We start from the raw sequence: 12716 nt of genomic DNA, 5'->3' as shown, positions 1-12716 counted from the left end.
CTTCTGTAACCGTCAGTCCACCGGTGACCCCCCGGGAGCCCCGCCGTGTCCCTGCACCTGTCCCGTCGTCGGCTGTTGACAGTCGGCGGCGCCGGCCTCGTCCTGGCCAGTCTCGACGGCCCGTTCCATGCCACCCCCGCCCGAGCCGCCGTCACCACCGCCGACCTGGTCGTCTACGGCGCCACCTCCGGCGGGCTGGCCGCCGCGATCACCATGCGACGACTCGGCCGCAGCGCTGTGGTGGTGGAGCCCACCAGCCACGTCGGCGGGTTGAGCACCGCGGGGCTGGGCGCCACCGACACCGGCGTCCAGGCCGCCATCGGCGGGCTCGCCGCCGAGTTCTACCGCCGGGTCCACGTGAAGTACCACGGCGGGACCCTCACGCCGACGTCGCCACTGCGGATGACCTTCGAACCGCACGTCGCCACCGCCGTCTTCGCCGAAATGCTTGCCGAGGCCGGCGTTGCGGTGGTCGTCGACGCCCGGCTCAGCGGCATCGGCCGCACCGGCAACCGGATCACCGAGCTGCGTACCGAGGACGGGTCGATCTACCGGGGCGGGGTGTTCGTCGACGCCACCTACGAGGGCGATCTGCTGGCCATGGCCGGGGTGGGGTTCACCGTCGGGAGGGAGTCCAACGACACCTACGGCGAGACGATCAACGGGGTGCAGTCGCGCAACACCCACCAGTTCGCCTACCCCGTCGACCCGTACGTGACCGCCGGTTCGCCGGCCAGCGGCCTGCTACCGGGCATCTCCGCCACCCCACTCGCCCCGGCGGGCAGCGGCGACGACAAGATCCAGGCGTACTGCTTCCGGATGTGCCTGACCCAGTCGGCCAACCGCATCCCGTTCGGCAAGCCGTCCGGTTACGACCCGATCCGGTACGAGCTGCTGCTGCGGCACATCCAGGCCGGCTACGCCGGACCGTTCTTCACCACCCACTCGATCGGCGGCGGCAAGACCGACTCCAACAACAACGGCGCCGTGTCGACAGACAACATCGGCTTCAACTACGCGTACCCGACGGCGAGCTGGGCGGCGCGGGAGAGCATCATCGCGGAACACCGCACCTACCAGCAGGGGCTGATGTGGTTCCTGGCGAACGATCCCCGACTGCCGGCGTCGGTGCGCGACTCGACCGCCCGGTGGGGGCTGCCGGTGGACGAGTTCACCAGCACCGGCGGCTGGCCACCGATGCTCTACATCCGCGAGGCACGCCGGATGGTCTCCGCGTACGTGATGACCGAGGCCGACTGCCGGGGCCGGGTACGCGCCACCGACTCGGTGGGCCTGGCCAGCTACACGATGGACTCGCACAACTGCCAGCGGGTGGTCGTCGACGGCCGGGTCCGCAACGAGGGGGACGTGCAGATCAGCGTGCCGGCCCCGTACCCGGTGAGTTACCGGTCGATCGTGCCGCACCAGGCGCAGTGCGCCAACCTGCTGGTGCCGGTCTGCCTGTCGGCGAGCCACATCGCGTACGGCTCGATCCGGATGGAACCCGTGTTCATGATCCTCGGCCAGGCGGCGGCCACCGCGGCGTCCCTGGCACTCGCCGGGAACCTTCCCGTGCAGGCGGTCTCGGTGCCCGCCCTCCAGACGAGGCTGCGCCAGGACGGCGGGGTGCTGGAGTGGGGCTCCACCGGTGAGGTGATCCTGGACAACGCGGCGACCACCGGGATCACCCGGGCCGGGACGTGGGTGCGCAGCAGCAGCACCGGCGGCTACTACGGTCCGGACTACGAGCACGACGGCAACGTCGGCAAGGGGGTCAACCGGCTGCGGTTCCGCCCGTCGCTGCCCACCACCGGTTCGTGGACCGTGCAGTTGCGCTGGACCGCGCACCCGAACCGGGCGACGAACGTGCCGGTGGACATCGAGCACGCGAACGGGCTGATCACCAGGACCGTCGACCAGCGGCAGGCCGGCGGTCAGTGGGTGGCGCTCGGCACCTACCAGTTCAGAGCAGGCACCGACGGCAGCGTGCTGATCCGTACCGAGGACACCGACGGTTACGTGGTAGCCGACGCGGTCCGCTTCGTCAGCGCCTGACCGACGGACGGTCGGGCGGTGGTCTTCGGTCGGGCGGTGGTCTGCGGTCGGGCGGTGGTCAGCGGTCGGGCTGCGGTCTTCGGGTCCAGCGGCGGGGCCACCAGCAACGGGTCGACCTGGATGACGTCGATGCCGAGCGGGCGCAACATGCCGCGTAGCGCCGACTCGCACAGCTCCTCCCACTGCTGCTCCGCGCCCATCGCGGTCACCAGCAACTCGGGCCTGGTGAAGGCGATGCCCACCCGCTGGCCCTGCGGCGAACGGCCGGTCCGTACCGTCCGCACCATCCGTCCCGGCAGGTCACGCACCGGAACGGCGTAGATTATCGGGCCCTCGTCCATCGTTGGTTTTGTCCTTTCCACACGTGGCCGCCGGACGGCGGTCATCGGCTGAATCGTTCGAGGTCACGGGCGAAGCGGCGGATCGTTGCGGCCCGCGCCCGATCCGGCGGGCACCGGTGGGGCGGCTCATGCGGCGGACCCCAGCCAGGCCGGGCTCTCCGTCGCGGTACGGGGGTCGGCCGGCGCGGTCAGGTCCAGCGCGCGGAGGATGTAGTTGGCCTCCGCCACCTCCACCCTGGCGCGCAGGCGCAGGTCGGCCACGGCGCGGTGCAGCACCGTGATGCTGTCTGCGGAGAGGCGGATCACGGCGTCGACGTCGGCGGCGATCCACCACGCGGCGACGGCACACGGTTCGTGCCGCAGGTACTCCACCAGATGGCTGCCGGGCGCGGACGGGCCGAGCCGGACGCTCACCAGCGCCTCGTGCCGCCGCTCCGGCTCATCCGCTCTCATGAACCCATCGTCACCACCGGGCGACGCCAAAGCAGCAGTTGATACGCCGTTTCGACGGGTCACCGCCATTTCTTGACGCCGCGTTCACACGGCTGCCGGCCGGGCGCACCGACACGGGGAGTAACGTTCCCGACGGACCAAGATCGGCGTACGAGGAGGCACAGTGCTGACGACGGCGGTGGACATCCCGACCAGCGACGGAGTGGCGGACGCGAGCCTGACCCGACAGGACGGCGACGGCCCGTTCCCGGCGGTGCTGCTCTTCATGGACGCCTTCGGGCCGCGCCCCCGCCTGGTGGAGATGGCCGAGCGGATCGCCGCCCAGGGTTACCTGGTGCTGACACCCCACCTGTTCTACCGGGCCGGTCGGGCACCCCTGTTCGACCTGTCCGGGCTCGGCGACGCGGACCAGCGCGGCGCGATCTTCGAGAAGATCATGCCGCTGATCGGCGCGTTGACCCCCGAGGTGATCAGCCGGGACAGCGCCGCGTACCTCGACTTCCTGGCCGCCCGCGACGACGTCCGGCCGGGTCCGGTCGCCATCACCGGTTACTGCATGGGCGGCACGAACGCGCTGCGGGCCATCGAGGCGCACCCGGACCGCATCGCCGCGGTGGCGAGTTTCCACGGCGGGCGGATCGTCACCGAGGCACCCGACAGTCCACACCTGGGAGTCGGCTCGATCACCGGTGAGCTGTACTTCGGGCACGCCGACGCCGACCAGTCGATGACTCCCGAGCAGATCGCCACCCTGGAGAAGGCGCTCGACGCCGCAGGGGTGCGCTACCGCTCCGAGGTGTACACCGGCGCGCACCACGGCTACACCATGGCCGACACCCCGGCGTACGACGAGCAGGCCACCGAACGCCACTGGGAAGCCCTGTTCGACCTACTGAACCGCACCCTGCCGGTCAACTGACCCGTTCCGTTCCGGCAATAACGCGGCTCAACCAGCGCTGCCTCGGCAGTCCTGGACTGTCCCCGCTCCGCGATCTTGCACTTTCTGTCCCGCCACAAGGGGCATGCCACCTCATATCGCCAACCACAACCGCAAGATCGGCGGCAGCCACACGCCCGATCAGCGGCGCAGCAGCACCGGGCCGGCGTCGATGCGGGTGCGGAACAGCGCGTACGGCTTGCGCCGCAGGTCGGTGCCCCGCTGGTACTGCGGCTGCCGGTGCAGTTGGTTGGCGGTGACGTACAGGTACCCGTCGGTGGCCACCGACATGGTGTCCGGCCACAGCAGACGCGGGTCGTGCACCACCGTCTCGTACTCGCCGTCGGGCAGTCGACGCAGCACCGCGTTGTGCTCGTACGAGGTGAGGTAGAGCCGCCCGGCGTCGTCGCTCTCCAACCCGTCCGAGGCGGTTCCCCGGTCGCCCTCGTCGACAACTGTGGCGGCGACCGCTTCCTGGGTGACGCCCGGGTCGGCAAGTGCCTCGGTGGAGACGCTGTGCAGGCGCCGGGACGCCAACGGGCAGTAGTAGAGCCGGTCGCCGTCGGCGGAGATGGCGATGCCGTCGGAGCCCATGCTCACCGGCTTCGGTGGGCCGTCGGCAGGTCGTTCGAGGAACGGCCGGCCCTCGACCACCGGCCGGAACGACGTCAGCGGCTCCGCCTTGGTGGACGGGTGGTCGTGCAGCCGCCGCCAGGAGGCCCCGCTCGCCAGGTCCACCACGATGATCCCGTTCGGCCCGGAGTCGGCCGAGTCGGTGATGTACGCGACCCCCGCCTCGCCCCGCCGCAGGTCGAAGCGGACGTCGTTGAGGTACGTCGTCGGCAGCGCCACGTCCGCCGGGAAGGTGATCACCTGGGCGACGGTGTCGGTGTCCAGGTCGATCCGGACCAGTTTCGGGCCGCCCGGCTTCGTGGCTTGGAACATCGGGCTGCCGGTGTCCAGCACCCAGAGCCGGTCGGCCGGGTCCACTACGATGCTCTGCACCGAGACGAACGCGCCCGCGTCGTCGTCGCCGGACGGATCGTTCCAGGCCTGGTCGGGGTAGGGCACCTCCCGGCCGTCGCGCAGCTCGACGACTGTGGCCGGCACCTCGTCGCCCCATTTCGGGAAGTTGACGAAGATCCGGCCCCGGTGCGAGACGCTCACCCCGGTCGGCATCGGGCCGGTGAAGGTGTGCACCAACTCCAGCTCACCAACCGGCTCGTCGCCGACCGGCCCGTTCACGCCGCCCACCCCGTGCTGCTCATCGTCCCGCCCCCTGCCGGTCGGCCGACCCACGCTGGCCGTGGGTGACCCTGCCGGGGTCTATTCCCGCCCGGCCGTCCGGTATGCGTCGCCACCGTCGGCCTCGACCGGCCGCCGGCCCGGAAGGGGTCAGCTCGCCGGCGCGCCGGCTTTCGCGGCGGGCAGGCCGGGGACCTCGACGTCCACCGCGAGCAGCGCACCGTCGGCCGGGCCTGGGGTGTCCAGCCCCACCCGGGCGGTGCCGATGAAGAGTCGGCGCAGGTCGGGGCCGCCCAGGCAGATGCCGGCGGGCTGCTGGGCCGGCAGTCGGATCTCCCGGTCGAGGGTGCCGTCGGGCCGGTAGCGGCGTACCGCCGAGCCGCCCCACAGCGCGATCCAGAGGTGTCCGGCCACGTCGAGCGTCATGCCGTCCGGGCCGCCGTCGGCGGGCGACAGTCGCACGAACGGTTCCCGCCCGTGCAGGTCGCCGGTGGCTGGGTCGACGGTGAACCTGTCGATCTCGCCACGGGGGGTGTCGGCCAGGTACATGGTGGTGCCGGCCGCGTCGAACGCCGGCCCGTTCGGAATGGTCAACCCGGTCACCGCGGGCACCGGCTCGGCACCCGGGGTGAGGCGGAACAGCGTGCCACCGCCGGGCACCATCGCGTACGTCATGCTGCCGGCCCAGAAACGGCCGTGCGGGTCGGCGACAGCGTCGTTCATCCGGGTCGGCTCGGGCGCGTCGGCGACCAGCTCGGCGACCGTTCGGGGCTCGCCGGTGGCGGGCAGCACCGTGACGCCGGTGCCGGCGGCGGCCAGCCATTCGCCCGGTCGGCCGACGACCGGGGCGACCGCACCGAGCGGCACGTCGAGGCGGCGCAGCTCCCGCAGCGGGTTCGGGGCGTCGCCGTCGGTCTCCAACAGCCGCCCGGCCAGCAGGTCGACAAGGACCAGCCGGTCGTCGACCCAGCGCAGGCCCTCACCCAGCTCCAGCCGGTCGGTGCTCCAGACGGTCGGCTCGGTCAGCTCCATGGTGCTCCTCCTGAGGATCGTCAGCGGACCGTACCGCCGAGGCCGTGGTCGAGCAGCGCCAACTCGGCCCGGTCGGGCAGGCCCTCCCAGTCGCCCCTGGTGGCCACGGCGAACGCGCCGGTGGTGACGGCCCGGTCCAGTCGCGCCGACGCGTCGACGCCGTCGAGCCAACCGGAGAGCAGCCCGGCGACGAAGGCGTCGCCCGCTCCGACGGTGTCCACCACCGGCACCGTCCGGGCTGGACGGTGAATCGTGCCGGTGGCGCTGTGACTCGTCGCCCCGTCGGCGCCGTGCTTGACCACTACCTCGGTGACGCCGCCCGAGAGGAGCGCGGTGGCCGGGTCGTCCGCGTCGGTGAGCACCGCCAACTCGTCGTCGGAGGCGATCACCAGGTCGATCGAGGGCAGCAGTGGGCGCACCGCGGCGGCGGCCTCGGCGACCGACCAGAGCCGGTTGCGGTGGTTGACGTCCAGGCAGACGGTGCTGCCGGCCGCGCGGGCGCGCCGCACTGCCTCCACCACCGCCTGGTACGGCTCGACGCCGAGCGCGCAGGTGATCCCGGTGACGTGCAGCAGCCGGGGTGGTGGTCCGGGCGCGTCGAAGGCACGGGTCACGTCGCCGGGGCCCAGCCGGGAGCCCGCCGAGCCGGTGCGGTGGTAGGTGACCCGGTTGATGTCGGCGACCCGGTTCTCGAAGAGGATCAGCCCGGTCGGGGCGGTCGCGTCGACCCGGGACCAGGTCAGGTCGACGCCTTCGGCGCGCAGCGTACGGCGGACCAGTTCGCCAGGCTCGTCGGCGCCTGTGACGCCGACCCAGGTGGCCCGGTGGCCGAGTCGGGCCAGGCCGATCGCCACGTTCGACTCGGAGCCGGCGACGGAGATACCGGCGGTGCCGCCCAGCCGCAGGGGGCCGGTGGTGCGGAGCGCCGCCATCGTCTCGCCGAGTGTGAGCAGGTCGGTCATTGCCGGACCGCCGCGAGGAAGGCGGCGGCCCGCTCCCGCAACGCCGTCGGGTCGCCGCCTGTGACGGCGTCGCCGAGCAGCGGGGAACCGACGCCTACCGCTGTCGCCCCGCGGTCGAGGTAGCGCCGCGCGCCGTCCGCGTCGACCCCACCGACCGGCACGAATGCCGTACCGGGGAACGGGTCGCGCAGGGCGCCGAGATAGTCGGGGCCGCCGAGCGAGGCCGGAAAGAGCTTGATCGCGGTGGCCCCGCCGTCGGTGGCCTGCACCACCTCGGTGGGGGTGAGGGCACCGGCGAGGACCGGCAGCCCGAGCCGGCCGCCTTCGGCGAGGCTCGGTGCGACAGCCGGGGTCACCAGGAAACCGGCGCCCGCGTCGGCCGCCGTGCGGGCGTCCTCGGCGCTGAGCACGGTGCCGGCGCCCAGGGCGAAGTCGGGTCCGAGGGCGGCCCGGGCGCGGCGGATGATGCCCAGCGCGTCGGCGCTCGTCATCGAGACCTCGACGAGGGCGACGCCGCTCTCGGCCAGGGTGAGCACGGCGGCCAGCACGGCGGCCGGGTCCGGGCCGCGCACGATGGCCATCAGTCGATGGGTACGCAGCTCGTCGAGCAGGTTCATCACGAGTGTCCTCAGGGGATGCGGTGACTGAGAATGGTAAGTCGCCAGGCGACCTCGCCGGTCGGCGGGACGACCGCCGCGTCACCGGGGCCGGCGTCGGCCAGGTCGAAGGCAGCGCCGAGCATCGGTTCGACGCCGACACTGCGGTAGGGGCCGGCCAGCCGCCCAGGTTGCGCCAGAGCGCGGTGCTGCGGGGCTGACCCGCGCACTCCAGCTCCAGGGTCAGCCGGTCGGCCCCGTCGACCACCTGGACCCGGGGGCAGTTGAGCAGCACCGCGCCGAGCGCCGTCCCGTCGTCCGGGCCGAACGTGTCGAGCGTCAGCCCGGCGGGGGCCGGCCACTCGCCGGCGAGCCACGGCGCGTCGGTCGGCAGGTGCTGCCCGGCGGCAGCACCGCGGCGGCCTCCGGGTGCAGCCGGGTCGGCGTGCCGGCGCGCGCGTCGAGATGGGCGGCGGCTGACGTGCGGGCAGTTCCGCTTCGGCGAATGGTGGTAGGTGGTGGCCTGTGCATGCGGCGGGCGCGCCGGCCCGGCCGTGTTCGGGCGCGCCGGCCCGGCCGTGTCTGGTGCGTCAGTCGCGCCGGACGAGGCCCGGGCCGGCGGTGATGTCGATGTCGCCGTCGGTGACCTCGTGGCCGGCCGCGCAGCGGAGCACCGCGCGGATGGGTTCGCCGCAGTCGTGGTGGGTGGCGACGATGGACGGGCCGGTGTCGGCGGCGGCCCAGGTGTCGCCCCAGTTGCGCAGTGCGGTGATGACGGGCAGGAGTTCCTGGCCCTTGTGGGTGAGTTGGTACTCGTGGCGGGTGCGCTGCCCGGGCTCCCGGTAGGGGATTCGTTCGAGAAGCCCGGCGGTGACCATGTCCTTGAGTCGGGCGGCCATGGCGGGCTCGCCGACGCCGACCCGGCGGACGAAGTCGTCGAAGCGGCGCGTGCCGAGCAGGGCCTCCCGCATGATCAGGACTGTCGACCTGCTGCCCACGATGTCCATCGCCCGGGCCACTGAGCAGTTTTCGCTCGTCCAGGATTCGCGATCGTCTCGGAGGTCCTCCATGTCGACAAGCTTACCTGACTTGCGTGAGCGCTAGCCAGGTGCTTAACTGGGGTGTGCTGACTTCGGCAGATGCAAGTCAGACCACGAGCCTGAAGGACCGTCAGTGACCACCAGCGCCATGACCCCACCCCGCAAGGCACCTGGGCCGACCGGCACCGCCCGTTCGCCGTTGCGCGGCTCCCGCCCGGTGACGCTGATCGCCATGTGCCTGGGCGCGATGATCACCTTTTTGCAGATCACCGCGACGGTGTCGGCGCTGACCACGATCCAGCGGGACCTGCGGGTCGACCCCACCACAGTGGTCTGGATCCCCAGCGCCTACACCCTGATGGTGGCGAGCGTCGTGCTGTCCGCGGCCACGCTCGGCAGCCGCTACGGGCGTAGGCGCATGTTCGCTGCGGGGGTCGTCGCGATGATCGTCGGCGCGGCCGTCGTGGCGGGTGCTCCGACCGTCGGGTGGGTGATCGTCGGTCAGTTGGTAGCCGGCCTCGGTGGGGCCCTGATTCTGCCGAACAGTCTGGCGATCCTCGGGGCGACATTCACCGACCCGCACCGCCGGACCGAGGTCATCACCGCCTGGTCGGCGGCGTCCGGCATCGGGCTCGCGATCGGCCCGCTCATCGCCGGCTTCCTGCTGCGGCACTACCAGTGGCACAGCGTCTACCTGTCGACGATCGCGTTGGGCCTGGTCACTCTCGCCGTCGCCATCGTCGGGGTCGCCGAGTCGCAGCCGAGTGCCGCCCGCCTCGACGTGCCCGGGCTGTTGCTGGGCACCGTCGCCATCGCGGCCGCCGTGTACGCGCTGATCCAGGGCGGCAAGGTCGGCTACACCAGTCCGGTGGTGTCGACGGCCTGGGTCGTCGCTGTCGTCGCGCTTGTCGCTTTCGTGCTCGTCGAGCTGCGGACCAGCGCGCCAATGCTCGACGTACGGCTGTTCCGCTCCGCGTCGTTCAGCGCCGTCATGGTCGTCGGCGCGGTGTCGCTGTTCGGTTTCACCGGCGTGGCGATCCTGCTCGTCCTCTTCCACGAGCGCGCCCAGGCGCTCAGCCCGCTGGACACCGGCTGGCGGATGCTTGTGCTCTTCGGCGCCTACGTACTCGTCGCCTTCGGTGCCGGGAGGGCGATTCGCCGTACCGGATTCAAGGCACCGTTGACCCTCGGCCTGGTGCTCGGCGCGGCGGCGAGTTTCGCGCTGGCGAACCAGGGTCCGACCACGTCGTTCGGTGACCGCTGGGCGCTGTTCGCGTTGTTCGGCGCGGCGAGCGGTCTGGTGGTGGCCCCGGCGACGGCGGCGGCCCTGGCCAGCGTCGCGCCCGACCAGGCCGGCATGGCGTCCGGGGCGGTCAACGCCGCCCGCCAGGTGGGCTCGGTGCTCGGCTCGTCAGTGCTCGGCACGCTCCTCACCACCACGATGGTGGCCGACCTGCCGGACCGGCTCGCCGCGCACCAGGTCGGCGAACCCGCCCGCACTGCCGTGCAGGCGGCGGTGGCCGCCGGTGCCAACGGCGACCAACCGCTGCCCGACCCGGTCCGGGCGGCGATCGCCGAGGCACTGACCTCAGGTGTCCAGGCCGGGTTGCGGATCACCGGCGTCGTCTTCCTCGTCACCGCCGTGCTGGCGCTCACCTTCATTCGCAACCGGCCACACCAGCACTAGGGCCTGTGTCGAAGCCCCTGGCCGGCCTGCGGACGACGACCGGCCGCGTTGGATATTGGCCCGGATACAACACCGGTATCCGAACGAATATCCGCCTTGCCGGACCGCCGCCCGGACTCCGCCTCGGCTCGACCGAGGACTTCGACACGGGCCCTAGCACCGTTCGGGGGCCCGGCGGGCTTGACGGGAGTTGTTTGTGAGTGCACACTTACAAACATGCGATCCACCGCCGAGGCCCGCCGGGTCACCGTCCTGAACACCGCAGTGTCGGTGTTCGCACGCGCCGGCTTCCACGCCACCCCGGTCACCGCAGTCGCCGCCGCCGCCGGCATCTCCGAGGCGTACGTCTTCCGGCTCTTCTCCGGAAAGCTCGGCTTGTTCGTGGCGGCGGCCGGAGCGTGTTTCGACCGGATCGCCGACGCGATCGAGGCGGGGGCGGAGCGCGCCGAGGGTGGCAGTGCGGCGGAGATCCTCGACGCCATGGGTGATGCCTACGCGGACCTGATCGCCGATCGCGACCTGCTTCTCTTCCAGGTGCAGGCGCAGGCTGTCACCGACATTCCGGAGGTGGCCGAGGCGGTGCGGGCCGGCTACCGGCGGGTCGCGACCTTCGTGCAGAGTCGGGCCGGGGCCAGCGACGCGCAGGTGCAGCAGTTCTTCGCGTACGGCCAGTTGTGCCACCTGATCGTGACCGCCGGCCTGGAGCAGGTGCCGGAGCCCTGGGCTCGCGCCCTGACCGCAGGCATTCGCCACCCCTGACCGACCTCGACGCTGGGCCGCTTCGGCGGCCCACTTCTTGAGCCCAGCAAGTGTGTGAGTGCACACTTACAAACAAAGGAGAATCCCATGACCGCCGAAACGACGATCACCGAAGTGGTCCTACCCGGCGTGGTGGAGCCCGACGGCCTCCTGCTGCACCGGCGCGCGATGCCCGCCCCCGCCCGGGGGCAGGCGCTCGTCCAGGTCGAGGCCACCGGAATCTCCTTCGCCGAGCAGCAGATGCGCCACGCGCTGTACCCCGGCCAGCCGAAGTTCCCGTTCGTGCCCGGCTACGACCTGGTGGGCACCGTCCGAGCGGTCGGCCCCGGCGGCGACCACGCGCTTGTCGGCACCCGGGTGGCGGCGGTCACCAAGACCGGTGCCTGGGCCACGCACGCGCTTGTCGACATCGACGCCCTGGCCCCCGTACCCGAGGGTCTGGACCCCGCCGCGGCCGAGACCGTCGTCGTCAACGGAGTGACCGCTTGGCAGATGCTGCGGGACGCCGACCTGACAGCCGGGCAGACCATCCTCGTGCACGGCGCCAACGGCGGCGTCGGGAGCGTGCTCGTCCAACTCGGCCGACACCTCGGCCTGCGGGTCATCGGCACCGCTGCCGCGCGACACCACGCCGGGCTGCGCGACCTCGGCGTCGAACCGCTCGACTACCGCGACCCGGACATGGCCGCGCGGGTCCGCGAGCTGTCGCCGGGTGGCGTCGACGCCGTCTTCGACCCGGTTGCCGGCCCGGGCGTACGGACCTCGTACGCCCTGCTCGCCGCCGGCGGCACACTTGTCGTCTACGGCAACGCCGCCGCCGTCGGCACCGGACAGTCGGTGGTGTGGGTCTTCGTGAAGCTGTTGGCCCGCCTCTACACGTGGAACGCGCTGCCGAACGGCCACCGGGCCGGTTTCTACAACTTCTGGGCCGGTCAGCTCACCCGCCGTGCCGCGTTCCGCCGTCGTCTGCGTACCGACCTCGGCACCGTGCTCGACCTGCTCCGGGAGGGAGTGATCGTGCCGCAGATCGCCGCCCGCTACCCCCTCAGCGAGGTCTCCGCGGCGCTGGTGTTCGCCGAGAATCGCAGCCGGGCCGGCAAGGTGGTGCTGGAGCCCTGACCTCCGGCCCGTGCCGGGCGCTGGTGCGGCGGGCTGCGGCGAAGGCGTACGGTGAACAGGTCGCCCGGGGGACCCGGTGGCCGCCAGACACCGTCGCCACCAGCCCGCCAGGGGCGTTACCACTCACTCTTTCTTTTGCCATGACGTACCGGTCGCGGTCGACTGATCGCGGACCGCGTCCCGAACGACTGGTCGCCGCATCGTCGGCGTCCGGTGGTCGGTTGCCTGACGCGCGCACTCGGGTTCACCCTGGATGCGGATTGTTCCGAACGCTTGATTAGGGGAGTACCAGATGAGGATCGCCAGGGACCGGATCGTCGCCGCACTACGCGAGCGGGGTCAGCTGGCCCGGGCCGCCTGGGTTGAGCGCGAACTACCCGAGTCGGTGGACCCGGCCAAGCACTCCGGGCTGCTCGCCACTCTGGACCTCAACCCGGCTGATCTCGCCGACGCGCCAACCTCGTGAGGGCGGCGCTGCTCGGGCCGGCTC

14 protein-coding genes are annotated in these 12716 nt (G+C 72.1%); 6 read left to right on the top strand and 8 right to left on the bottom strand.

The annotated features are described in order from the left end of the window. The first annotated feature begins 45 nt into the window (after positions 1–45). A complete protein-coding gene (locus tag ABZ406_RS10950) occupies positions 46–2055 on the top strand; it encodes an FAD-dependent oxidoreductase (RefSeq protein ID WP_357758726.1) in 2010 nt (669 codons plus the stop codon). Here the strand turns inward: ABZ406_RS10950 and ABZ406_RS10945 are convergent. Beyond that, the gene (locus tag ABZ406_RS10945) at positions 2016–2396 is read right to left on the bottom strand and encodes an SAV_915 family protein (RefSeq protein ID WP_357758723.1); all 381 of its coding nucleotides are present in this window, start codon (positions 2394–2396) and stop codon (positions 2016–2018) included. The two genes, ABZ406_RS10950 and ABZ406_RS10945, sit on opposite strands and share 40 nt — an antisense overlap. A 126-nt stretch (positions 2397–2522) precedes the next feature. Beyond that, the gene (locus ABZ406_RS10940; protein ID WP_357758720.1) at positions 2523–2849 is read right to left on the bottom strand and encodes a hypothetical protein; all 327 of its coding nucleotides are present in this window, start codon (positions 2847–2849) and stop codon (positions 2523–2525) included. A 163-nt stretch (positions 2850–3012) separates the two neighbouring features. On the opposite strand from ABZ406_RS10940, the gene ABZ406_RS10935 reads away from it, so the two are divergent. Beyond that, positions 3013–3768 carry a dienelactone hydrolase family protein gene (locus tag ABZ406_RS10935; protein ID WP_357758718.1) on the top strand — a complete coding sequence of 252 codons (756 nt, stop codon included), beginning with the start codon at positions 3013–3015 and terminating at the stop codon, positions 3766–3768. Positions 3769–3927: 159 nt separating this feature from the next. Here the strand turns inward: ABZ406_RS10935 and ABZ406_RS10930 are convergent, their stop codons facing one another. The 6 genes from ABZ406_RS10930 to ABZ406_RS10905 all read right to left on the bottom strand — a co-directional run bounded on the left by ABZ406_RS10930 (position 3928) and on the right by ABZ406_RS10905 (position 8691). Next, the gene (locus tag ABZ406_RS10930; RefSeq protein WP_357758715.1) at positions 3928–5031 is read right to left on the bottom strand and encodes an L-dopachrome tautomerase-related protein; all 1104 of its coding nucleotides are present in this window, start codon (positions 5029–5031) and stop codon (positions 3928–3930) included. A 150-nt stretch (positions 5032–5181) separates the two neighbouring features. After that, positions 5182–6063, bottom strand: a complete 882-nt coding sequence (locus ABZ406_RS10925) for an SMP-30/gluconolactonase/LRE family protein (protein ID WP_357758712.1) — start codon at positions 6061–6063, stop codon at positions 5182–5184. Between the two features lie 20 nt (positions 6064–6083). Beyond that, positions 6084–7025, bottom strand: coding sequence for a sugar kinase (locus ABZ406_RS10920; protein WP_357758709.1), 942 nt, complete (start codon positions 7023–7025; stop codon positions 6084–6086). Next, positions 7022–7642: a bifunctional 4-hydroxy-2-oxoglutarate aldolase/2-dehydro-3-deoxy-phosphogluconate aldolase gene (locus ABZ406_RS10915; RefSeq protein ID WP_357758707.1), complete on the bottom strand. Its 621-nt coding sequence runs from the start codon at positions 7640–7642 to the stop codon at positions 7022–7024. The genes ABZ406_RS10920 and ABZ406_RS10915 overlap by 4 nt, the downstream gene beginning before the upstream one ends. Positions 7643–7653: 11 nt before the next feature. Further along, complete coding sequence (locus tag ABZ406_RS10910) at positions 7654–7851, bottom strand: hypothetical protein (protein ID WP_357758704.1); 198 nt, start codon at positions 7849–7851, stop codon at positions 7654–7656. A 360-nt stretch (positions 7852–8211) separates the two neighbouring features. Further along, positions 8212–8691, bottom strand: a complete 480-nt coding sequence (locus ABZ406_RS10905; RefSeq protein WP_357758702.1) for a helix-turn-helix domain-containing protein — start codon at positions 8689–8691, stop codon at positions 8212–8214. A 103-nt stretch (positions 8692–8794) separates the two neighbouring features. Between ABZ406_RS10905 and ABZ406_RS10900 the strand changes: the two genes are divergently transcribed. The 4 genes from ABZ406_RS10900 (at position 8795) to ABZ406_RS10885 (ending at position 12692) form a co-directional block, all read left to right on the top strand. Further along, positions 8795–10348 carry an MFS transporter gene (locus ABZ406_RS10900; RefSeq protein ID WP_357758699.1) on the top strand — a complete coding sequence of 518 codons (1554 nt, stop codon included), beginning with the start codon at positions 8795–8797 and terminating at the stop codon, positions 10346–10348. Between the two features lie 216 nt (positions 10349–10564). Further along, a complete protein-coding gene (locus ABZ406_RS10895) occupies positions 10565–11107 on the top strand; it encodes a TetR family transcriptional regulator (RefSeq protein ID WP_357758696.1) in 543 nt (180 codons plus the stop codon). Between the two features lie 87 nt (positions 11108–11194). Continuing rightward, positions 11195–12226: a medium chain dehydrogenase/reductase family protein gene (locus ABZ406_RS10890; protein WP_357758693.1), complete on the top strand. Its 1032-nt coding sequence runs from the start codon at positions 11195–11197 to the stop codon at positions 12224–12226. 292 nt (positions 12227–12518) lie between these two features. Next, positions 12519–12692, top strand: a complete 174-nt coding sequence (locus tag ABZ406_RS10885; protein WP_357758690.1) for a hypothetical protein — start codon at positions 12519–12521, stop codon at positions 12690–12692. The last annotated feature ends 24 nt before the right edge of the window (positions 12693–12716 follow it).

The sequence above is a fragment of the Micromonospora sp. NPDC005710 genome (genome assembly GCF_040630995.1).
Taxonomy (GTDB): Bacteria; Actinomycetota; Actinomycetes; order Mycobacteriales; family Micromonosporaceae; genus Micromonospora.
Note: the sequence above shows the minus strand (reverse complement) of the source record. Positions and strands in the feature narration are given on the sequence as shown.

Excerpts from the sequence above, each read along its gene's own strand:
- ABZ406_RS10945 (WP_357758723.1), bottom strand. The coding sequence starts at position 2,396 with ATGGACGAGGGCCCGATAATCTACGCCGTTCCGGTGCGTGACCTGCCG.
- ABZ406_RS10940 (WP_357758720.1), bottom strand. The coding sequence starts at position 2,849 with ATGAGAGCGGATGAGCCGGAGCGGCGGCACGAGGCGCTGGTGAGCGTC.
- ABZ406_RS10925 (WP_357758712.1), bottom strand. The coding sequence starts at position 6,063 with ATGGAGCTGACCGAGCCGACCGTCTGGAGCACCGACCGGCTGGAGCTG.
- ABZ406_RS10920 (WP_357758709.1), bottom strand. The coding sequence starts at position 7,025 with ATGACCGACCTGCTCACACTCGGCGAGACGATGGCGGCGCTCCGCACC.
- ABZ406_RS10915 (WP_357758707.1), bottom strand. The coding sequence starts at position 7,642 with ATGAACCTGCTCGACGAGCTGCGTACCCATCGACTGATGGCCATCGTG.
- ABZ406_RS10905 (WP_357758702.1), bottom strand. The coding sequence starts at position 8,691 with ATGGAGGACCTCCGAGACGATCGCGAATCCTGGACGAGCGAAAACTGC.
- ABZ406_RS10895 (WP_357758696.1), top strand. The coding sequence starts at position 10,565 with ATGCGATCCACCGCCGAGGCCCGCCGGGTCACCGTCCTGAACACCGCA.
- ABZ406_RS10890 (WP_357758693.1), top strand. The coding sequence starts at position 11,195 with ATGACCGCCGAAACGACGATCACCGAAGTGGTCCTACCCGGCGTGGTG.
- ABZ406_RS10885 (WP_357758690.1), top strand. The coding sequence starts at position 12,519 with ATGAGGATCGCCAGGGACCGGATCGTCGCCGCACTACGCGAGCGGGGT.